Below are 18957 nucleotides of genomic sequence, written 5' to 3'. Positions count from 1 at the left end.
CGGCGGGCGACGCGTGAAGTCTAGAACGGAGCGGCGACAACCCCGGAATTCCAGGCATTCACCCCCTCATCACCCCGCGGGGCACGAACGATGGAGGGATACGCCGGGGGCAGTCACGGCCGTCCGAACAATTCCACGTCACGCGCCGCCGACGAGCCGTCGAGACGCACGCGCGTCCACCCGTCGGGCGTCGGTTCGAGGACGACGCGCGGCGCGTCATCCCGCCCGGCTCGCTGGTCGCTGGGGCCGCGCTCCTCGATGACCCGGGCATGCAGGAACGACGACCAGCGCGTTCGCACGATGACGTCGCGTGAGGGTGCGACCCGCAGGATGAGGTGGGAGGAGGTCTTGTCCGTGATCGTGGCGCCGTCGGTGAGGAGCGGCTTGGCGTCCGGCACCTCTAACACGCGCCACTGGTCGTTCGACCACACCTCGTGCCAGCCCGGGGGCGTCGCGGCGACGGTGCGCCACTGCCCCGTCTTCTTCACCGGATGGCGGTTGAGAGCGACGTAGCGCACCGCCGAATCCTGCAGCCACCCGGTGAGTTCCGCGTCGGAGATGTGCGCCTCGCGGTCGACGAACGCGTCGGAGAGGCTGCGGTCGGCCTGCGTCTCGTACCCGCGCGCCAACCAGAAATCCTCTGCCATGACGAACGCCGAGGTGTGCGTGCCGTCGGCGACGACCTCGATGCGGCTGTTCTCGATGCCGGGCAACGCCTGGAGCGCGTCCGACAGGGGCCGGTAAACCGTCACCGACGACGCCGATGCGCGGGCGTCCGCGAGATCGTGGGCGGTGAAGTACCCCGACCAGACCAGGGCCGGCAGCACGGCGCACGCGGTCATCCGGTTGCTGCGGCGGGCCGTCGCGGCGACGGCGACGGGCAGCACCGCGAAGACGAGGCGCGCGAGGTTGGAGCCGAGCGCGTTGGGGACGGCGGAGAACACGAGCACCGCGACGGCGGTGATGGCGATGGCGAGGACGACCGGTTTCGCAGGCTTGGCGAGCAGAAACAAGCCGAGAAGGACGAGCGAGGTGAGCGCTCTGCCCCAGCCATACCCCTCTGGCCCACTGCTACCCCACACGAGCGACGAGACGCCCATGAAGGCGATGCCGACCAGGATGGGAACGAGCGAGATCCGACGGACGAGCAGCCCCGCCCCGAATCCGACGAGCACGAACGCCACCGCCACGGGTGAGGCGAGGCCGCTGAGGATGACGAGCAGCGACGCCGTCCAGCGACGGTCGCGGATGGCGGCATCAAGCGCCCCGAGGGCAATGACGGCACCGACGAGGAACGTCGTGCGACCGGCGCCGAGCGTCATCACGGCGCTCAGCGTCGCGACCCACACGGCCACGATCGGGCGCCGCACCTGCGTGACGGTGAGTGCCACAGCCCATGGGATGGCCGTGGCCGCGAGCGCGACGACGGCGTGGGCACCGAGGGCGGCCGACAGCCAGGGCACGAGGACGGAGTATCCGCCCGGCGGGTGGGCTCCGCTGTACCAGCTGAACCAGTAGCCGAGGCCCACGCCGTCCCGCGCCGCCTGAGCGCGCGCGAGCGCCGCCCACATGTCGCCCACACCGGGCGCGACGACGACGAAGAGCACGCCGGCGAGCGCGACCACCGCGGTCGCGAGCCAGGTGTGCAGCGCGAGCCGACGGCTCACGCCCTCAGCGGGCATGCACGAGGTTCTGTGCGTCGTCGAGACCGCGGTGGACGAGCAGTTCGACCGCCTCCGCGCCCGAGGGGATGAGGAAGTCGAGTTCGCGTCGCTCGGTCGCGGAGAAGTCCTTGAGTACGAAGTCGCTCACCTCCATGCGTCCGGGCGGGCGCCCGATGCCGAGGCGGACGCGCAGGTAGTCCTTCGTGCCGATGCTCTTGCTGATCGAGCGCAGCCCGTTGTGGCCGCCCTCGCCGCCACCGAACTTCAGGCGCACCGCGCCGAAGTCGATGTCGAGTTCGTCGTGGATGACGACGAGGCGCTCGGCGGGGATCTTGAAGAACTTCATGAGCGCGCTGACGGGCCCGCCCGATTCGTTCATGTACGTGCTCGGCACGGCGAGGACGACCTTCGGGCCGGGCAGCCCGCCCGGCAGCGTCCCCAACCGAATCTCTGCTGCGGCGGCGCGCGCCTTGTGCGCGCGCAGGGCGACGCCGGAGTCAGTGGCCATGCGGTCGACGACCATCGCGCCCACGTTGTGCCGGTTGCCGGCGTACCGGGGCCCGGGGTTGCCGAGCCCGACCACCAGCCAGGGTTGCGTGCGCGCCTCATCCACGAGGCCCAAGTATGCCGGATCGCGCATGGGCGCACGCTGGGCACGTCGACGAAACGCGGGCCCTCATCCGCGATCGGGCCAGCGATCGAGCCGACGACCGCGCCGCGACGGAACGCGAACGACGGGCTGCCGCTCACCAGGATCGGTGAGCGATGGCCCGTCGTCGTGGAGATCCGATGCCCGCGTGGAGGCGGGCGGCGGATCACTCGGAGTCTTCGGAGCCCGCGGCGTCGCCCTCGGCGGGAGCCTCGGCAGCGTCGTCGCCCTCGGTCTCCTGGTCGGACTCCTCGTGCTCGATGCCGGCCTCGGCCTCGGCCTCGGCGAGCTCGGCATCGAGGGCCTCGGCGGAGATCTGCTCGGTGACGTTGATGACGAGCATCTCCTCGTCGGAGACGAGCTCGACACCGGACGGCAGCGTGATGTCCTTGGCGAGGATCTGCGTGCCGGCCTCGGCGCCCTCGACGGAGACGGTGAACACCTCGGGGATGTCCGTGGCGGGCGTGAGGACCGTCAGCATGCCGTTCTCGGTCGTGACGACGGTCTCGGCAGCGGCCTCACCCTCGGCGTGGACCGGAACGTCGACCTCGACCTTCTCGCCCTTCTTGACGATGACGAGGTCGACGTGCTCGATGAAGCGACGGATGACCTCGCGCTGGACGTCGCGGGCGAGCGCGAGCTCCTCCTTGCCGTCGAAACGGATCGTGAGCAGCGCGTTCGGGTTCTTGACGGCCATCATCGTGTCGTGGCCGGGCAGTTCGAGGTGAACCGGCGTCTCGCCGTGCCCGTAGAGGACGGCGGGGATCATGTCGTTGCGGCGGATGCGGCGCGCGGCGCCCTTGCCGAACTCGGTGCGAAGCTGAGCTTCGAGAACGATCTGGTCAGCAGCCATGGTGGTGCCCTTCGGTGCGTCAGGACCGACGACGCGTGCCGCCGGAATGGTCGGTGGCCTCGTCGGGACGCGACGCGCGGACACGATGCGGGCGCGTCGACGCAGGTCGGCGCGGGCGGCCTGGGGCCGCGGGATCTCGCAGACGAGCGCCACCGCGTCGATCACGGACCCTCGGGGCTCGCTGCGCGCGCCCGTCTCGTCCCTCGCCGAGGCAACCGGAACAGTCTAGCGGGGCGGCGCGCTAACACGAAACGGCGTGAACGCGTAGCGCCGCGCACCCCGGGTGGGATGCGCGGCGCCGCGTTCGTCAGGGTGAGATCACTCCATCTCGTCGAACATGCTCGTCACGGAGCCGTCCTCGAAGACCTCGCGGATCGCCTGCGACAGCAGCGGTGCGATCGACAGCACCGTCAGCTTGTCGAACTTCTTCTCGTCCGTGATCGGCAGCGTGTCGGTGACGATGACCTCACGCGCCACCGAGTTCGCGAGCCGCTCGAGCGCCGGGTCGGAGAAGATCGCATGCGTCGAGGCGATGACGACGGACTCCGCGCCCGCGTTCATCAACGCGTCGGCGGCGTGGCAGATCGTGCCGCCGGAGTCGATCATGTCGTCGACGAGCAGGCACGTGCGGCCCTCGACGGAGCCGACGACGCGGTTCGCGACCGACTGGTTGGGGCGCGTGACGTCACGCGTCTTGTGGATGAACGCCAGCGGCGCGCCGTTGAGGCGTTTGCTCCACGCCTCGGCGACCTTGATGCGGCCCGCGTCCGGCGAGACGACGGCAAGGTTCTCGTCGCCGTACTTCTTGGCGACGTAGTCGGTGATGACGGGCAGCGCCTGCAGGTGGTCGACGGGGCCGTCGAAGAAGCCCTGGATCTGGTCGGTGTGCAGGTCGACGGCCATGAGGCGGTTCGCGCCGGCCGTCTTGAACATGTCCGCGACCAGGCGCGCCGAGATCGGCTCGCGACCGCGCGACTTCTTGTCCTGACGGGCGTAGCCGTAGAACGGCGCGACGACGGTGATGCGCTTCGCGGAGGCGCGCTTGAGCGCGTCGACCATGATGAGCTGCTCCATGATCCACTGGTTCACGGGAGCGGTGTGGCTCTGGATGACGAACGCGTCGCAGCCGCGCACGGACTCGTCGTAACGCACGTACGTCTCGGAGTTCGCGAAGTCGTACGCCTGCATCGGCACGAGCTGCGTGCCGAGGCCCTCGGCGACCGCCTTCGCGAGCTCGGTGTTGGCCCGCCCGGAGAAGACCATGAGGTTCTTCTCGGTGGTGCGCTTCATGGACAGGCTCACTTCGTGATCCCTTCGTCTGCGGAGGATTCCTCGTCAACACTAGTGGACGCCGCTTCACCGGCGGCGGCCCGAGGCGAGGCGTGCGCGACGTCACGCGCGGCGTCCGCCGTCTTCGTCCCGGCACGGCGGCGCTCGACCCAGCCGTCGATGTTGCGCTGACGGCCGCGTGCGACGGCCATCTGGCCGGCCTCGACGTCACCGTCGACGGCGCTGCCGGCGGCGACGTAGGCGCCCGGAGCGATCGTGACAGGCGCGATGAGCACCGAGTCGGATCCGACGAAACTGTGCGCGCCGACGTGCGTCGTGTGCTTGTTGACACCGTCGTAGTTGGCGAAGATCGTGCCCGCGCCGATGTTGGCGCCCTCACCGATGACGGCGTCGCCGCAGTACGTGAGGTGCGGCACCTTGGCGCCGTCACCGATCTGCGCGTTCTTCGTCTCGACGAACCCGCCGATCTTGCCCTTCGCGCCGAGTTCGGTGCCCGGGCGCAGGTAGCTGAACGGGCCGACGCTCGCGCCGGCGCCGATCGTCGCGAGGTTGGCCTGCGTGCGCACGACGGACGCGTCGTCGGCCACCTCCGTGTCGACGAGCGTCGTGTCGGGGCCGATCTCGCAGCGCGCACCGATCGTCGTCGCGCCGCGCAGCTGGGTGTTCGGCTGGACGACCGTGTCGCGGCCGATGGAGACGTCGACGTCGACGAACGTCGTCGCCGGGTCGATGACGATGGCGCCGTCACGCATGGCCTGCGCGACGACGCGACGGTTCAGCTCGCGGCCCATCGCGGCGAGCTGCACCTTGTCGTTGACACCCTCGGTCTGCCACAGGTCGGTGATCGTGTGCGCCTCGACGCGCCCACCGGCCGCGCGGGCCAGGGCGAGGACGTCGGTGAGGTACTTCTCGCCCTGGGCGTTGTCCGTCGTCACCTTCGCGAGGCTCTCACGCAGCACGATCGCGTCGAAGGCGTAGATGCCCGAGTTGATCTCACGGATGTCGAGCGCGTGCGCGAGCTTCGCGTCCCCGGCCTCGCGGGCGGCGAGAGCGTCCTTGTGCTCGATGATGCCGGCGACGGAACCGGATTCGTCGCGCAGGATGCGGCCGTAGCCGGTCGGGTTCTCGACCTCCGCGGTCAGCACGGTGACGGCGTTGCCGCCCGCCTCGTGCGCGCTCGTCAGGTCAACGAGGGTCTGCGTCGCGAGCAGCGGCACGTCGCCGTAGGTGACGAGGACGGTGCCGCTCAGGTCGCCCGGCAGTGCGGCGAGAGCGCACTCGGCGGCGCGGCCGGTGCCTTTGATCTCGTCCTGGTCGGCGATCGTCGCGCCCGGCTCGAACTGCTCGATGTTCGCGGCGACGACGTCGCGCTGGTGACGCACGACGACCGCAAGGTGCTGCGGCTGCGTGCCGCGTGCCGCGTCGATGGCGTGGCCGAGCAGGCTGCGGCCACCGATCGTGTGCAACACCTTCGGGATGTCGGACTTCATGCGGGTGCCCTCGCCTGCGGCGAGGACGATGACGGCTGCGGGACGGGGTGCGCTCACGCGAGTGACTCCCTGCGGATCGACGATCGGTGGTCTGGCCCGCCCCGGCGGCCCACCCGGTGCGGGCGACGGGGCATATAAGGGTGACTCTACCGCCCACCACCGCCAGAGGCGCTGCGTGCATTCGTCGCGCACACCTGCACGCCTTCATGCTGGGTGCATGTCAGAGGCGATCGGCGAGACCACCGTGCGGCACCAACACGTCGGGTGGTTGGAGCTGTTCTGCGACCTTGTCTTCGTCGTCGCCATCGAGCGCCTCACCCACCTGCTGCACGGCGACCCGGGTCGCGGGCGCATCGCCGCGACGATCGAGCTCACGATGCTCGTGTGGTTCGCGTGGTTCAACGTGACGGCGCTGACGAACGTGCACGGCGGCATCGGCCCACGCGGACGCCCGCTCATGTTCACCTCGATGGCCGGCGTCGGCGTGCTCGCACTCGGCGTCGAACCCCTCATCGACGGCCATCCGTGGCTGTTCGCCGTCGGCTACGTCATCGCGCGCACGGCCGTGTGGCCGCTGTGGTGGAGCGGACGACGCGGCGTCGGCGCCATGCGTCCGCTGCTGTGGGGCCCGGGCGTCAGCACGCTGTGGCTGCTCACCCCGCTCGTGCCCGAGCACCTGCTCGGCTGGGCGCTCGCCGCCCGCCCTCCTCGAGATGAGCCTGTCGCTGCGGCGCCCGGACGGCAAGGAGTCGGACGCGCCGCGCCTCAGCGGCCCGCACTTGGTCGAACGCACCGGCCTGTTCGTCATGATCGTGCTCGGCGAGAGCGTCGCCCCGGATCGCTGACGTGCCTGTGCCTCGGGATGATTCTCGTGCACGTCGGCACGCAGTCGTTGACCCGTCAGGCGTTCGCGACGAACCTCGGGCTGAAACCGCGACGCCGCCCGCAGACGGCCGCTGAGCGTGCCCAGATGCGTCGCGAACAGGCTGCAGCCCGCGAAAAGCGGGCACGCGACGCAACGGGGGCGCCGCACGATCCGCAGGGCACCTGGCACGCGATCCTCGGCGGGTTGACGCAACTCGCGACGTATCTCGTCCCCGTCGTCGTCATCTGGTGGCTCGGCGGTCACTGGGCGCCGTGGATCGTCATCACGTTGCTGTTCCTCTACATCTCCGCGGCGATCTGGGTGCAGGGGTACGGCGAGCGCCGCATCACGGCCCATGTCGAGACCATGCGCGCCGGCGAGGTTGCCGGTGGTACCGGCACCGTCGGTGAGGACGTCGCGGGCGCAGCCGGCGCGAGCACTGCTGACGACGTGACGAACGGCCTCGCCGAATGAGCCGCATGAGCACCGCCGCCAGTGCGCCCGACGGCGGCGCCTCCCCTGGCGGCCGGCCCGCTCCAGGGCGTGGTCGACGGCTGATGCGCCGGGTGGCGCGCGTCGTCGTCAAACTGTTTCTCGTCGTGACGATCGCATCGTTGACGTTGAACACCCTCGTGCGGCCGCCGCAGACGCTGCAGGCGCCCGACGGGCGCGACGTCGTCGTCGACGGCGCGGGCGTGCACTACCGCGTGTGGGGTTCGCACGGCACACCGATCGTGCTCGTCCACGGTTTCGCCGAGTCGACGGTCGCGTGGTCGCTCACGGCGCCGGAGCTCGCGAAGAACCACGTCGTCTACGCCATCGACCTGCCCGGGGCGGGCTACTCCCAGTACACGGGCCACTACTCGATCGAGGATCAGGCGCGCGCCGTCACGGGTCTGATCGAGGCGTTGCACATCGAGCGGCCGGTGCTTGTCGGGCACTCGCTGGGCGCGGCCGTCGTCGGCCGCGCGGCGCTCGATGCCCCGGGCGCCATCGGCGGTGTGATCTTCGCCGACGGCGACGCCATGGCCTTCGAAGGACGATCGGCCGACCCTGGTGCGTGGACGGGCGTCGTCTCGCGCCTGCCGTACGTCACGACTCTCTACCGACTCGGCACGCAGACGAACGTGTTCGCGCGCCCGATCTTCGACGACCAGTGCGGTTCGACGTGTCGCGGCCTGCAAGGCCCCGACGCCGACCGACTGATCGACGCGTGGATGCGGCCGCTGCGCTCGCGCGACGCGGAGGACGCCATGCGCGTCATGGCCGCACACGCGATGACGCACCTGAGCCCCGAGCAAGTGCGCACCATCCGCGTGCCGCGCGGCATCGTCTGGGGCGCCGAGGACGCGATGTCCGGCGGCTCGCTCCAGGTCGCGCAACAGAACTTCGCGGGCGCGCCGACGGCGACGATTCCGCAAGCCGGCCACCTGTCGATGGTCGCCGACCCGGCAGGTTTCGCGGCCGCGATCGAAACACTGCTGACGCGGCTGCGAACGCCCTGACGTCAGGCGTTCGCCTGCTCTGCGGCCTGCGTGGTCTCGTCGACGAACTCCCAAGCAGCACGGGCTTGGGTGACGTCGCCGGCCTCGGTGAAGCGGCGTGCTGCCTGCAGCGCGACGGCCGTCGCCTGCGTGATGTCGCCCTGTTCGCCGTAGGCGTGGGCGGCTGCGAGGTACAGGCGCCCCTGCGTGCTCGGCGGCAGGTCGGCATCCTCGAGGGCGGCGCGGATGTCATCGAGCGCCTCATCCACGTGCCCCTGCGCCCGCGCGAACCGCGCACGCACGATGGCGAGGGTCGCCAATTCATCGGCGCTCTCGAGCAGGTCGAGGCGGCTCTTCGCTTCGCGTAACAGTTCCGCGACCCCGTCCTCGCAGCCGGCCTGGAGTCGCTCTTCCGCCGCAACGCGCGGAAAACGAGCCCAGTTACGGAAGTCTGCGGTGGGCGACAGGAGTTGGTTCGCTCGATCGTGCGCAGCCTTGCCGGCCTCGACGTCACCGCTGTGCCACGCCACGTTGCCGAGCACCCACTCGGCCAGGCCGCGAGTCGGGGTCTCCTCGAGCGCTGCGGCTGACTCTTCGAGCTCGTGGGCGTAGGCGCCGGCATCGTCATGCCCGGCTGAGATGGCGGCGATGAGTGCCTGCGCCGTCACGATCATGGGGAGGTGCGCGGACTGGCAGAGTCGCACGGCGTCCGCAGCGCTCGACGCGGCGAGCCGCGCGTCCCCGTCGAGACGCGCCGCCTTGGAAGTGAGGATGCCGGCCCGCGCTTCGAGCAAGCTGGAGCCGACCGCGCGCGCAGCTGTCAGGTGAGCCGTGGCCTCAGCGACTGCCTCGCGATAGTGCCCGAGGTCGATGTTGATCTCGACGAGCAAGGCACCGATGAGAAGTGTGATGTCGGAACGTCCGACCGTCGACAGCTGGCGGCGGGCGTCCTGCGCCTGTTCGAAGGCAAGACCGAATGAACCCTGGCGCCACGAAAGAACGGCCTCGGAGTAAAGAGCAACCGCCTCGGCCTCTCCCGCCTTGCGGCGCCCGAACCCGGACAGATCGGAGGCACTCCCGAGCGTGCCGGGCTCGAGATTCAGCTTGGTCTCGAAGTAGCGAAGCATGTCCGGGGTCGGGGTCCGACGGCCCGATTCGAGGTGAGAGACGTAGCTGACGCTGCACCTGTTGCCCGCCAGTTCTGTCTGCGAAAGGCCCGCCTGTTTGCGCGCCGCCTTCAGGCGTTCACCAAAACTCATCGGTAACTACTTTCAGCCCCAAAAGCGAGGCATACTTGACACACAACTTGACTCAGCGTAGAGCAAGTTGTTGAACTCTCTACATTACGCATCATATCCAGGAGTGACCATGGCCATCTTCAAGAAGATTTCCGCATCCGCTGCGCTCGTGGCTGCCGCCGCGGCCCCGACGGTGGCCATCGTCGCCGCCAACTCGGCTGACGCAGCGCAGGCGAGCTCCGCTCACCACCTCGTGGTGAAGACCGGCGAGCACCGCATGTCGGACACCTGGCCGGCCTGATCATCCACCAACTGCGTAACGTCGCGTGCCCCGTAGCCCCAAAGGCTGCGGGGCACGCGTCGTTCGTCAGCCACGCGCTGTCAATGAAGGCGTTACTCGGGCGCCACCAGGGTCCATCCCTGCCCGCTGCACCCTGAGCGCCATCGCCCACAGGCGGACCACCATTGCCGTCAGCTCGCGATGCACGAGCACCGTGACCCACGAGAGGGAGCCCTCATGACCCCGACTGATGCGACGGTGTGCCGCTGACGGCGACCTCCGTTCGCACGACGACGCGGAAGCACAGACACCATCCCCACTCCCCGGTACGACGAAGCCGTCGGCACGCGTGTTGCGTGCCAACGGCGTCTGCATGAGTGCAGGGTCAGCGTCGATGAGCCGTCACACGCCCGTGACATCGGTGATCCACTGGCGGCTGTCCGTCAGGTTGGCGTAGTTGGAGCCGGTGTGGATGTCGGAGCCGGGATCGGTGGAGTCGCCCGTCGAGCAGACGCCAACGATCTGACCGTTGACGATGAGCGGGCCACCCGAGTCGCCGTGATTCGAGGAGCCGTTGACGCCCTCGAGGTGTATCGCGCGACCACCGTAGGCCTCGGCGCTCTCACCCAGGACGGAGACGCCGGCCTTGTAGAGCCCCGACGTCGGGACGCGGTAGGCGCGCAGGCTGTAGCCCTCGATGACGCCGGAGTCGCCCGCCGTCGCGTCGCAGGAGTCCGCGAGTGGCATGTTCTGGTTGACGAGGGCCGGCTCGATGAGATGCGCGAGCACGACGTCGCCGTTGGACGAGCTCTGCATGGCGTCGACGGCGATCGGCGTGCCGCGGTTCGAGGTGGAGTTGGAGAGGTAGACGTTCATCGACGTGTCACCGTCGGTGCCAGGTGCCTCGGCCTGCTGGCCGGCCGCTTTTTATACATGACTGTATCGGCGACATGCATTTGTCGCATTGCGAAAATATGGATCACCCTGACGGATTCGGCGCAGAAGTGGGTCGTTGCCGCACCAAGCTGCGGTTCTCGCGGCCGACGTCGCGCGGAGGGAAGCGCCATCGTCACGCATTCGTCCTGAGAAGTTCCCCAGGAAGATGTTCCCTGCTCTCGCCGCTGCCGGCGTGGGTGCCCTGACCCTGGCCGCGGCCGCGCCGTCAATGGCGGCCGACTCGCCTGCGACGCCCAGCACGACCGGGGACCACGCCAAGTCGACGATCGTCGGCAGCCTTCAGCACACGCCGATCGAGTTCTGGTGCTCGAAGGGGATGCCGAACCACGTCATCGCAGTGGGCACGGTGAAGACGCCGGAGGCGACGGTGACGGTGAGCGAGCCGCAGCTGCACGAGACGCACACGATGGGCCCGGTGACGCACGACAAGCCGCTCGTCATCTTCTCGAAGATCAACCAGGCCGGGAAGACGGTGACGATCACCGTCAAGGGCAACACGAGCGGGTCGGCGTTCAGCGTCACCGGCACGATTCCGGCGACGTGCAAGGGTCTGCCGACGGTTCAGCCGAACGGCACCGTCATTCCCCCTGCCCAGCCGACGAAGCCGATGCCGGGCACGCCCACTCCGACGAAGCCCGCCCCGAAGCCGATCGACCCGAAGGTGCAGACGGACCTCGTCGCGTCGCGGAGCTCCCCGACGTCCGGTGAGCTCGGCCTCGCCGGACTCGCGTTCGCGGCCATCGCCGCCGGGGGTGCCGCGACGTCTCGTCATCGCTGATCGGCGTCACGTCCCGCGTGATCTTCGCCCGGAAACGCGTCGACGATGACGCGCTCTCGGACGATGATGGTCGGGCTTTCAGGCTCCCCGGGTTGGAATCGAACCAACGTCGCTAGTCCTGATTCAAAGTCAGGCGGCCCCTGCCAGCAGAGCAACCGGGGAACGTCCGCGAAGCGCGGACCGCACAAGAGTAGTTCACGCCGGGCCGCGCTGCACTCCGTCGACGCACCGACGCGTCCCCGCGATCTACGGCGCGGACCGCGCCTCGGACCGCGTCAGCCCGCCCGGGCGCCCCAGGTCTCGGCTGCGACCTCCCGCCCACCCGGCACAATGGGGGGCATGACAACTCCTCGCCGCACGCGTATGTCGGGCACCCAGCGTCGCGAACAGCTCATCGACGTGGGGCGCCGCACGTTCGCGGAACGAGGCGTCGCGGCGGCGACCGTCGAGGAGATCGCGGCGGCGGCGGGCGTGACGAAACCCGTCGTCTACGAGCACTTCGGCGGCAAGGAAGGCTTGTACGCCGTCATCGTCGACCGCGAGACGCGCAGCTTCCTCGACCACATCGCGAGCGCCCTGACCGACGACGGCACACCCCGCGAACTCTTCGAACGCGCCGTGACCGCCCAACTCAGCTACATCAGCGCCAACCCCGACGGTTTCCGTGTGCTCATCCGTGACGCCCCGTCCTGGCACTCGACGGGCTCCCTCGCGAGCCTCATGTCGGACATCGCCACAAAGATCGAGAACGAACTCTCCCGCGTCATGTCGCGCCGCGAGATCGACCCCCGTTTCGCGCCGATCTACGCGCAGATGCTCATCGGCATGGCCGCCCTCACCGGCGACTGGTGGATCGAGCACGGCCAGGAATTCGACGCCACCGAGATGGCCGCCCACATGGTCAACCTCGGCTGGAACGGACTCACCGGCCTCGACGCCACGCCCACGCTCGTCGCGGCCGCGCCGGTGGCCAGCGGCGAGCCTGACGTCGACAACATGGTGGCACCGATGGGCCTGGGCGACGACGAGACGGACGACGACATCGCGTGACGAGGGCTGACGCCGTCTGCCGAGGGCAAGTCTCTCGACATCAAGTTTCTTGACGAGCGATAGAATGACCGCATGTCACTCACCGGCTCGCCGCGCCCTGCCGACTCGAACCGTGCCTTCGGCCCAAAGGGCGCCGACGACATCGCGTCTACGGCGTCGACCGCTCCCGGCGGCAAGCCGCACCATGACGAGGTCGACGTCATCGTCGATGCCTGGGCCAGCGTCCGCCCGGGGCTCGACACGACGCCGCTCGAAGTGCTCTCGCGCATCAGCCGTATCGCGCGGCGCCTCGACCAGGCGCGCAACGCCGTCTTCACCGAGCATGAACTCGACGGCTGGGAGTTCGACGTGATGTCCGCCCTGCGCCGCGCAGGCGAACCGTTCGAGCTCTCCCCCGGCGCCCTCGTGCAGAAGACACTCGTCACCTCCGGCACGATGACGAATCGCGTCGACGGACTCGAACGACGCGGCTTCGTCTCGCGTCAACCGTCGCCGAGCGACCGCCGCGGCGTCCTCGTCCGGCTGACCCCCGCGGGGCTGCGGGCCGTCGACGCCGCGTTCGACGCGCTGCTGCATCACGAGCGCCGCCTGCTCGCCGGCATGGACGACGACGCTCGCGCTCACCTCGCCGCGTCGCTGCGGACGCTGCTCACGGCCGTCGAGAGCTGACCGCGAGGCACCTCAGTCTTCTTCGGTGCGGACGGTGCTCGACGTCCTGGCTGCAGGCTCCGACAGCGCCGTCGGAAGAGATCCGGTCGGCGCCAGCTTCTCGACGAGGGCGGTGATGTCCGCGACGAGCCCGCGTCCCACCGGTAGCCGTGCGAGCATCAGCATGCGCGCGAGGATGGGGGCGACGCCGTCGATGAGCGTCATCGTGCGCGCCCGCTGCTCGCTGTCATCGCACACCCAGTGCAGCGTGATGCCGAGATAGACGAGCCACAGCAACATCGGCAACTGGCGTCGCAGTGCGCCACCCGGCACGCCCTTCGAGCGTTCGAGCACGTCGGTGACGAGGCCGATCGCATCGTCGCGCGCCTGCGCCGACGCTCCCGACAGCGGGCTCGTGCCCGACGACGCCTGCAGCGCCGTCGTCAGCAGCGTCGAACCGAAGCCGTGGTACGGCTCCATGACGTCGATGCCCTCCCGCCACAGCGCGCATAGGTTGTCGGCAAGCGGCGCTCCGTCGCGGATGGCGGCCAGCGCAACGTCGCGATGCTCGGCCTGGAGGCGCAGGTACAACTGCTGGACGAGCGCGTCCTTGCCGTCGAAGTAGTAGTACGCATTTCCTTGCGAGACGCCGGCTTCCGCGGCGATCGCGCGCATCGTCGTCTTCTCGTAGCCGTGCTCGCGGAACATCGCCAACGCCGTCTCGACGAGGGCTTCACGCGTCTGCTCCGACTTCGACGTCATGCGCTCAGTCAACCACGCTGTTGAACACGTTCAATCGGCGCGCACGGGGTCGTAGAACCCTCCTAGACAGTCGTTCACGGCGCCTGGTGGCAAACGGCGCAGCGCGGCCAGGCGCCGCGCGCGACCGGAACACGCGCTCAGTTCAGGCGAGCACCTCGGCGGCCTCGAGCCATTCCATCTCGAGTTCGTCCTTCTCGGCGAGCACGGCACGCAGCTTGACGTCGATCTCCGCGGCCTTGCCGTAATCGCTTGCGGCAGCGGCGAGCTCGTCGTGCAGCTTGGTCTCGCGCTCGGCCAGCTTCGCGAGCTGACGTTCGATGCGCGCCACCGTCTTGCGCGCCTCGCGCTCCTCGGCGGCGCTCACCACGCGTCCGCCGGCGCCAGCGCCTGCTGCGTCGTCAGCCGCGAGCGAGGTCGCATCGACCCCCTTTGCCGCCGCGCCCTGACGCTCGAACGCCGCCTGCGCCTGCAGGTGGTGCGCACGCAGCTCGAGGTACTGCTCGACCCCGCCGATGAGGTCGAGGATCTTGCCGTCTCCGAGCAAGGCGACCTGGCGATCGCACATGCGCTCGAGCAGGTACCGGTCGTGGCTGACGACGACGAGTGTGCCCGCCCAGCCGTCGAGGACGTCCTCCATCGACTGCAGCGTCTCGATGTCGAGGTCATTGGTCGGCTCGTCGAGCAGCAGCACGTTCGGTTCGCTCATGAGCAGGCGGAGGAACTGCAGTCGTCGACGTTCGCCACCCGACAGCTCCGACACCCGCGCCTGCTGACGTCCCCCGGAGAAGCCTAGCCGCTTCGCGAGCTGCGAGGCGGACGTCTCCTTGCCGTCGAGCATGATGTAGCTCGCCACGTCCTCGATCGCCTCGATGACGCGCCAGCCCTCGACGTGGTCGAGCTCGCGCACCTCCTGCGTCAGGTACGCGATCTTGACGGTCTTGCCCTGCTTGCGTTTGCCCGCCGACAGCTCCTGGGTTCCCGCGATGGCGCGCAGCAGCGTCGACTTGCCCGCGCCGTTGACGCCGACGATGCCGGTGCGCTCGCCCGGCGCGAGCCGCCACGTCTGCTTCGTCAGCAGTTCGCGCCCGCCGAGCGTGACGGACGCGTCGACGAGGTCGATGACATCCTTGCCGAGCCGCGTCGTCGCGAACCGGACGAGTTCGACGTCATTGCGCGGATCCGGTTCGTTCGCGATGAGCGCGTTGGCCGCGTCGATGCGGAACTTCGGCTTGCTCGTGCGGGCCGGGGCACCGCGCTGCAGCCACGCGAGCTCCTTGCGCAGCAGGTTCTGGCGACGCTCCTCCGTCGCGGCCGCGATGCGTGCACGTTCGGCCTTCGCGAGCACGAACGCGGCGTAACCGCCTTCGTACTGCTCGACGCGTCCGTCGATGACCTCCCACGTGTTGGTGCTCGTCGCGTCGAGGAACCACCGGTCGTGGGTGATCGTGACGAGCGCCGAGTCGCTGCGTGTGCGGCGTGCGTTGAGGAAGTCGGCGAGCCATTGCACGCCCTCGACATCGAGATGGTTGGTGGGCTCGTCGAGCAGCAGCAGATCAGGGTCGTCGACGAGCAGCTTCGCGAGCGCGATGCGACGGCGCTCGCCACCGGACTTGGGGCCGACGACGTCGTGCAGATCCATGCCCGGCAACAACCCGTTGATGACCTCGCGGATGCGGGCCTCCCCCGCCCACTCGTGCTCGGCGCGATCACCGACGACGGCCTGCAGCACCGTCCACTCCGCAGGAATCGTGTCCGCCTGCGTCAGCATGCCGACGGTGACGCCGTTCGCCATCGTCAGACGCCCCGAATCGACCTCGTGCACACCCGCGAGCACCTTGAGCAGCGTCGACTTGCCTCCACCGTTGCGGCCGACGATGCCGATGCGCTCACCGCCGCCGATGCCGAGCGACACCGAATCGAGCAACTGCTGGGTGCCGAGGGCGAGCGAGATCTTCTCAGCGGACAGGAGGTTGGCCATGCCCGCGATTGTCTCACCGCCGTGTCACGTCGCCCAAAGCTAATGATGCGGCGCCCGTCAGAGCAGGTGCCGGACCGAGACGAGCGCTCGCCACGCCGTCCGTCAGATGTGGACGTAGTTCGCAGATGGGGACGTAGATCGCCGATGTGGATGGCAATCGCGAGGGTGGACGAAAATCGCAGGGTGGCAAGGCGGGGCGGGTCGGGGGTTCGGTCGGGGCGTCAGGAGGCGGAGGTGATCTGGGCGCCGTGGGGAGTGGAGGCGGCGAGGACATAGTCGTCCGCGAGGTCACCGGCAGCGAGCACGTTGCGCAGCGCGACGGCGTCCTTGCGGCTCGCCATGAGGAACGCCACCGTCGGGCCCGAACCCGAGACCATCGCGTTGAGGGCACCCATCTCCAGGCCGAACTCCATCAGGGCGCGCAGCCTCGGCATGAGCGACAGCGCCGCAGGCTCCAGGTCGTTGTGCATGGCGACGGCGACGCCGTGGACGTCACCGGAGCGGACGCTCGCGAGCAGGCCGTCCGACGGAGAGGGCTCAGGCACGCGGTGGCCCTCCCGAAGCCGGTCGCACTCGGCGTAGACGGCGGGCGTGGACAGCCCCTCGTGCGTCAGCGCGAACAACCAGTGGTAGGTGCCCGTCGCGAGCACCGGCACGATCTTCTCCCCGCGCCCGGTGCCGAGCGCGGTGCCTCCGGTGAGGGCGAACGGGACGTCTGAGCCGAGCTGCGCGGCGAGCTCCTCGAGCGTCGCGCGCGACAGGCCGAGCCCCCAGAGCGCGTCGCAGGCGACGAGCGTCGCGGCGGCGTCGGCCGATCCGCCCGCCATGCCACCAGCCACCGGGATGGCCTTGCGAATCGCGATGGCGCAGCGGCCGTCGACGCCGTACGAGGTGGCCATGAGCTGCGCCGCTCGCCAGGCCAGGTTCGACTCGTCGCACGGCACGACGTCCGCGCCGAGCCCCGTCACCGTGAGCGAGAACTCGTCGGCCGACGTGACGTCGACCTCGTCGAACAGGTCGACGGCATGGAACGTCGTTGCGAGGTCGTGAAACCCGTCGGCGCGGCGTGGCCCCACGCACAGCTCGAGGTTGACCTTCGCAGGCACCCTCACGCTGACGCGGGTGATCTGTGCGCTCGAAGCCGTCATGCCCCCACCCTATGCATGGACCGCCCTCCGGGCAGCCACCCGAGCCAACAGGCGCCGTCCGCCACAGTGTTGGGTGAGCATTGCGGCCGGAGGACGACTCAGTCCTGCGTCGCCGCCGCGTGGGCGGAGGCGATGGCGGCGAACTCGTCGATACCGAGGCGCTCGCCTCGCGTCCGCGGGTCGATGCCCGCTGCCACGAGTGCCGCCTCGGCCCAGTCGGCGCCGCCCGCCCAGCCGGCGAGGGCAGCCCGCAGCGTCTTGCGGCGCTGCGCGAACGCGGCGTCGATGCACGCGAAGACCTGCGCGCGCGTCGCCTCCGTCGTCGGCGGGTCACGACGCACGAGCGAGACGAGACCCGAATCGACGTTCGGGGCCGGCCAGAAGACGTTGCGTCCGACGCGGTCTGCGAGACGCACGTCGGCGTACCAGGCGGCCTTGACGCTCGGCACGCCGTAGACCTTGCTGCCCGGCTCCGCTGCGAGGCGCTGCGCGACCTCGAGCTGCACCATGACGAGCACGCGCTGCAGCGACGGGAAATGCTCGAGGAAGTTGAGGACCACGGGCACCGACACGTTGTACGGCAGGTTCGCGACGAGCGCGGTCGGTGCCGGCTCGAGCGAGTCGACCGTCATCGCATCCGCTTCGACGACGTTCAGCTTCGATGCGTGCTGCGGCGCGAACCGCTCAACCGTCGCGGGCAGCTGCGCCGCCAGGTTCGGATCGACCTCGACGACGCTGAGATGCGCGACGGCCGGCAGCAGTGCGAGCGTCAACGACCCGAGCCCCGGGCCCACCTCGACGACGGTGTCGTCGGCCCCGACCCCTGCCAGGCGGACGATCTTGCGCACCGTGTTCGGGTCGATGACGAAGTTCTGCCCCCACGTCTTCGTCGGACGCACCCCGTGACGCTCGGCGAGCTCGCGGATGTCGGCGGCACTCAACAGGCCCGTCGTGTCGTCACGGCCTGCGGGCGTCGCGTCGTCGTCATGCATGACGCCAACCCTATCGGCACATGCGAAGACCCGGCCCGCCCCACGAGGGGACGAGCCGGGTCTTCATGACCGGGCGCGCGGTGCGCGTCAGGTGTCGATCAGGCTGCGTGGCCGCAGGCCCACGGCTGCAGGCCGCGCTGGGCGTAGACCTTGTTCGCGATGGCGATCTGCTGCTCACGGGTCGCGAGGTCGGCGCGCGGGGCGTAGGCGCCGCCGCCGGAGCCGAGCCACGTCTGGTTGTCGAACTGCAGGCCGCCGTAGTAGCCGTTGCCCGTGTTGATGTGCCAGTTGTTCGTCGACTCGCAACGAGCGATGCGGTCCCACATGCCCGAGTTGGCGGCGGCCGGAGCGGCAGCGCTCTTCTGCGTGCGCTGGGCCGACGAGGCGTAGGTGCGCTGCTTCGGCGCGCTCTGCTGCGTCACGGCCTTGCGGGCGGTCGAACGCGACACCTGGGTCTGCTGCGACTGCTGCGGCGCCTGCTGAACGGCCTGCTTCGTACCGATCGTGACGACGCGGCGCACGGCGTTGCGCGTGACGGTCGTGTCGATCACATTGGAGGAGACGACCTTCTCGCCCTTCTTGGCGCTGCGGTACGTCACCGTCTCGGCGCCCGAACGGCCTTCCTGCGTCACCTTGGACGTGCCCTTGGGCATGTCGGCGCTGTAGACGTACTTCGTCTTCGCCGGGATCGTCTGGACCTGGCTCCAGTTGACGTACGTGACGGCGGGAGCAGCGGCCTTGGCGGGCGTGGCGGGCTTGGCCGGCAGAGCCTGACGGGCCTGCGAACGCGAGGCGCGCTCGGCCTGCGTCTGCTTCGGCGCAGCCTTCGTC

General features: G+C 69.6%; 18 protein-coding genes and 1 tRNA gene. 6 read left to right on the top strand and 13 right to left on the bottom strand.

Annotation, left to right across the window (positions count from 1 at the left end; translation table 11 throughout):
• Positions 1-113 precede the first annotated feature (113 nt).
• The 5 genes from B2284_RS00110 to glmU all read right to left on the bottom strand — a co-directional run bounded on the left by B2284_RS00110 (position 114) and on the right by glmU (position 6003).
• On the bottom strand, positions 114-1682 hold the full coding sequence (locus B2284_RS00110) for a hypothetical protein (RefSeq protein ID WP_286697052.1): 1569 nt from the start codon (positions 1680-1682) through the stop codon (positions 114-116).
• Positions 1672-2304, bottom strand: a complete 633-nt coding sequence (gene pth / locus B2284_RS00105) for an aminoacyl-tRNA hydrolase (RefSeq protein WP_074046496.1) — start codon at positions 2302-2304, stop codon at positions 1672-1674. The genes B2284_RS00110 and pth overlap by 11 nt, the downstream gene beginning before the upstream one ends.
• A 175-nt stretch (positions 2305-2479) precedes the next feature.
• A complete protein-coding gene (locus B2284_RS00100) occupies positions 2480-3166 on the bottom strand; it encodes a 50S ribosomal protein L25/general stress protein Ctc (protein ID WP_062258423.1) in 687 nt (228 codons plus the stop codon).
• A 318-nt stretch (positions 3167-3484) separates the two neighbouring features.
• Entirely contained in the window at positions 3485-4456 is a 972-nt protein-coding gene (locus B2284_RS00095; protein WP_062258414.1) for a ribose-phosphate diphosphokinase, read from the bottom strand.
• 8 nt (positions 4457-4464) lie between these two features.
• A complete protein-coding gene (gene glmU, locus B2284_RS00090; protein ID WP_062258416.1) occupies positions 4465-6003 on the bottom strand; it encodes a bifunctional UDP-N-acetylglucosamine diphosphorylase/glucosamine-1-phosphate N-acetyltransferase GlmU in 1539 nt (512 codons plus the stop codon).
• Between the two features lie 160 nt (positions 6004-6163).
• On the opposite strand from glmU, the gene B2284_RS00085 reads away from it, so the two are divergent.
• Together B2284_RS00085 and B2284_RS00080 are read left to right on the top strand one after the other, a co-directional pair.
• A complete protein-coding gene (locus B2284_RS00085; protein ID WP_062258417.1) occupies positions 6164-7285 on the top strand; it encodes a low temperature requirement protein A in 1122 nt (373 codons plus the stop codon).
• Between the two features lie 5 nt (positions 7286-7290).
• Positions 7291-8316 carry an alpha/beta fold hydrolase gene (locus tag B2284_RS00080; RefSeq protein ID WP_286697051.1) on the top strand — a complete coding sequence of 342 codons (1026 nt, stop codon included), beginning with the start codon at positions 7291-7293 and terminating at the stop codon, positions 8314-8316.
• A 2-nt stretch (positions 8317-8318) separates the two neighbouring features.
• Here the strand turns inward: B2284_RS00080 and B2284_RS00075 are convergent, their stop codons facing one another.
• Positions 8319-9554 carry a helix-turn-helix domain-containing protein gene (locus tag B2284_RS00075; RefSeq protein ID WP_074041150.1) on the bottom strand — a complete coding sequence of 412 codons (1236 nt, stop codon included), beginning with the start codon at positions 9552-9554 and terminating at the stop codon, positions 8319-8321.
• A gap of 109 nt (positions 9555-9663) precedes the next feature.
• On the opposite strand from B2284_RS00075, the gene B2284_RS00070 reads away from it, so the two are divergent.
• Positions 9664-9834 carry a hypothetical protein gene (locus B2284_RS00070; protein WP_239304681.1) on the top strand — a complete coding sequence of 57 codons (171 nt, stop codon included), beginning with the start codon at positions 9664-9666 and terminating at the stop codon, positions 9832-9834.
• A gap of 381 nt (positions 9835-10215) precedes the next feature.
• Here B2284_RS00070 and B2284_RS00065 read toward each other — a convergent pair whose 3' ends face one another.
• A complete protein-coding gene (locus B2284_RS00065) occupies positions 10216-10689 on the bottom strand; it encodes a trypsin-like serine protease (protein ID WP_286697050.1) in 474 nt (157 codons plus the stop codon).
• 226 nt (positions 10690-10915) lie between these two features.
• Here B2284_RS00065 and B2284_RS00060 point away from each other — a divergent pair, with 226 nt between their 5' ends.
• Entirely contained in the window at positions 10916-11548 is a 633-nt protein-coding gene (locus B2284_RS00060) for a hypothetical protein (RefSeq protein WP_040014998.1), read from the top strand.
• Positions 11549-11631: 83 nt separating this feature from the next.
• Here B2284_RS00060 and B2284_RS00055 read toward each other — a convergent pair.
• Positions 11632-11710, bottom strand: a tRNA-Gln gene (locus tag B2284_RS00055).
• A 168-nt stretch (positions 11711-11878) separates the two neighbouring features.
• On the opposite strand from B2284_RS00055, the gene B2284_RS00050 reads away from it, so the two are divergent.
• Positions 11879-12598, top strand: coding sequence for a TetR/AcrR family transcriptional regulator (locus tag B2284_RS00050; protein ID WP_286697049.1), 720 nt, complete (start codon positions 11879-11881; stop codon positions 12596-12598).
• Between the two features lie 72 nt (positions 12599-12670).
• Positions 12671-13267 (top strand): MarR family winged helix-turn-helix transcriptional regulator, encoded by a 597-nt coding sequence (locus B2284_RS00045; protein ID WP_006946807.1) that lies wholly within the window; start codon positions 12671-12673, stop codon positions 13265-13267.
• A 12-nt stretch (positions 13268-13279) separates the two neighbouring features.
• On the opposite strand, the gene B2284_RS00040 is transcribed toward B2284_RS00045, so the two are convergent.
• The 5 genes from B2284_RS00040 to B2284_RS00020 form a co-directional block, all read right to left on the bottom strand.
• Positions 13280-14008, bottom strand: a complete 729-nt coding sequence (locus B2284_RS00040) for a TetR/AcrR family transcriptional regulator (RefSeq protein WP_286697048.1) — start codon at positions 14006-14008, stop codon at positions 13280-13282.
• Between the two features lie 142 nt (positions 14009-14150).
• A complete protein-coding gene (locus B2284_RS00035; RefSeq protein WP_074046490.1) occupies positions 14151-15986 on the bottom strand; it encodes an ABC-F family ATP-binding cassette domain-containing protein in 1836 nt (611 codons plus the stop codon).
• A 221-nt stretch (positions 15987-16207) separates the two neighbouring features.
• The gene (locus tag B2284_RS00030; RefSeq protein WP_038569193.1) at positions 16208-17134 is read right to left on the bottom strand and encodes a 4-(cytidine 5'-diphospho)-2-C-methyl-D-erythritol kinase; all 927 of its coding nucleotides are present in this window, start codon (positions 17132-17134) and stop codon (positions 16208-16210) included.
• A gap of 98 nt (positions 17135-17232) precedes the next feature.
• A complete protein-coding gene (gene rsmA, locus B2284_RS00025; RefSeq protein ID WP_286697047.1) occupies positions 17233-18126 on the bottom strand; it encodes a 16S rRNA (adenine(1518)-N(6)/adenine(1519)-N(6))-dimethyltransferase RsmA in 894 nt (297 codons plus the stop codon).
• Between the two features lie 98 nt (positions 18127-18224).
• Positions 18225-18957: resuscitation-promoting factor (locus B2284_RS00020; protein WP_286697046.1), on the bottom strand; the 733-nt coding region annotated here is incomplete at its 5' end.

This window comes from Dermacoccus sp. UBA1591, assembly GCF_002322065.1.
Classification (GTDB): Bacteria; Actinomycetota; Actinomycetes; order Actinomycetales; family Dermatophilaceae; genus Dermacoccus; species Dermacoccus nishinomiyaensis.
Note: the sequence above shows the minus strand (reverse complement) of the source record. Positions and strands in the feature narration are given on the sequence as shown.

Excerpts from the sequence above, each read along its gene's own strand:
- B2284_RS00095 (WP_062258414.1), bottom strand. The coding sequence starts at position 4,456 with ATGAAGCGCACCACCGAGAAGAACCTCATGGTCTTCTCCGGGCGGGCC.
- B2284_RS00100 (WP_062258423.1), bottom strand. The coding sequence starts at position 3,166 with ATGGCTGCTGACCAGATCGTTCTCGAAGCTCAGCTTCGCACCGAGTTC.
- B2284_RS00050 (WP_286697049.1), top strand. The coding sequence starts at position 11,879 with ATGGGGGGCATGACAACTCCTCGCCGCACGCGTATGTCGGGCACCCAG.
- B2284_RS00080 (WP_286697051.1), top strand. The coding sequence starts at position 7,291 with ATGAGCACCGCCGCCAGTGCGCCCGACGGCGGCGCCTCCCCTGGCGGC.
- B2284_RS00040 (WP_286697048.1), bottom strand. The coding sequence starts at position 14,008 with ATGACGTCGAAGTCGGAGCAGACGCGTGAAGCCCTCGTCGAGACGGCG.
- B2284_RS00075 (WP_074041150.1), bottom strand. The coding sequence starts at position 9,554 with ATGAGTTTTGGTGAACGCCTGAAGGCGGCGCGCAAACAGGCGGGCCTT.
- B2284_RS00110 (WP_286697052.1), bottom strand. The coding sequence starts at position 1,682 with ATGCCCGCTGAGGGCGTGAGCCGTCGGCTCGCGCTGCACACCTGGCTC.
- B2284_RS00045 (WP_006946807.1), top strand. The coding sequence starts at position 12,671 with ATGTCACTCACCGGCTCGCCGCGCCCTGCCGACTCGAACCGTGCCTTC.
- B2284_RS00085 (WP_062258417.1), top strand. The coding sequence starts at position 6,164 with ATGTCAGAGGCGATCGGCGAGACCACCGTGCGGCACCAACACGTCGGG.
- B2284_RS00035 (WP_074046490.1), bottom strand. The coding sequence starts at position 15,986 with ATGGCCAACCTCCTGTCCGCTGAGAAGATCTCGCTCGCCCTCGGCACC.
- pth (WP_074046496.1), bottom strand. The coding sequence starts at position 2,304 with ATGCGCGATCCGGCATACTTGGGCCTCGTGGATGAGGCGCGCACGCAA.
- B2284_RS00060 (WP_040014998.1), top strand. The coding sequence starts at position 10,916 with ATGTTCCCTGCTCTCGCCGCTGCCGGCGTGGGTGCCCTGACCCTGGCC.
- rsmA (WP_286697047.1), bottom strand. The coding sequence starts at position 18,126 with ATGCATGACGACGACGCGACGCCCGCAGGCCGTGACGACACGACGGGC.
- B2284_RS00070 (WP_239304681.1), top strand. The coding sequence starts at position 9,664 with ATGGCCATCTTCAAGAAGATTTCCGCATCCGCTGCGCTCGTGGCTGCC.
- B2284_RS00065 (WP_286697050.1), bottom strand. The coding sequence starts at position 10,689 with ATGAACGTCTACCTCTCCAACTCCACCTCGAACCGCGGCACGCCGATC.
- B2284_RS00030 (WP_038569193.1), bottom strand. The coding sequence starts at position 17,134 with ATGACGGCTTCGAGCGCACAGATCACCCGCGTCAGCGTGAGGGTGCCT.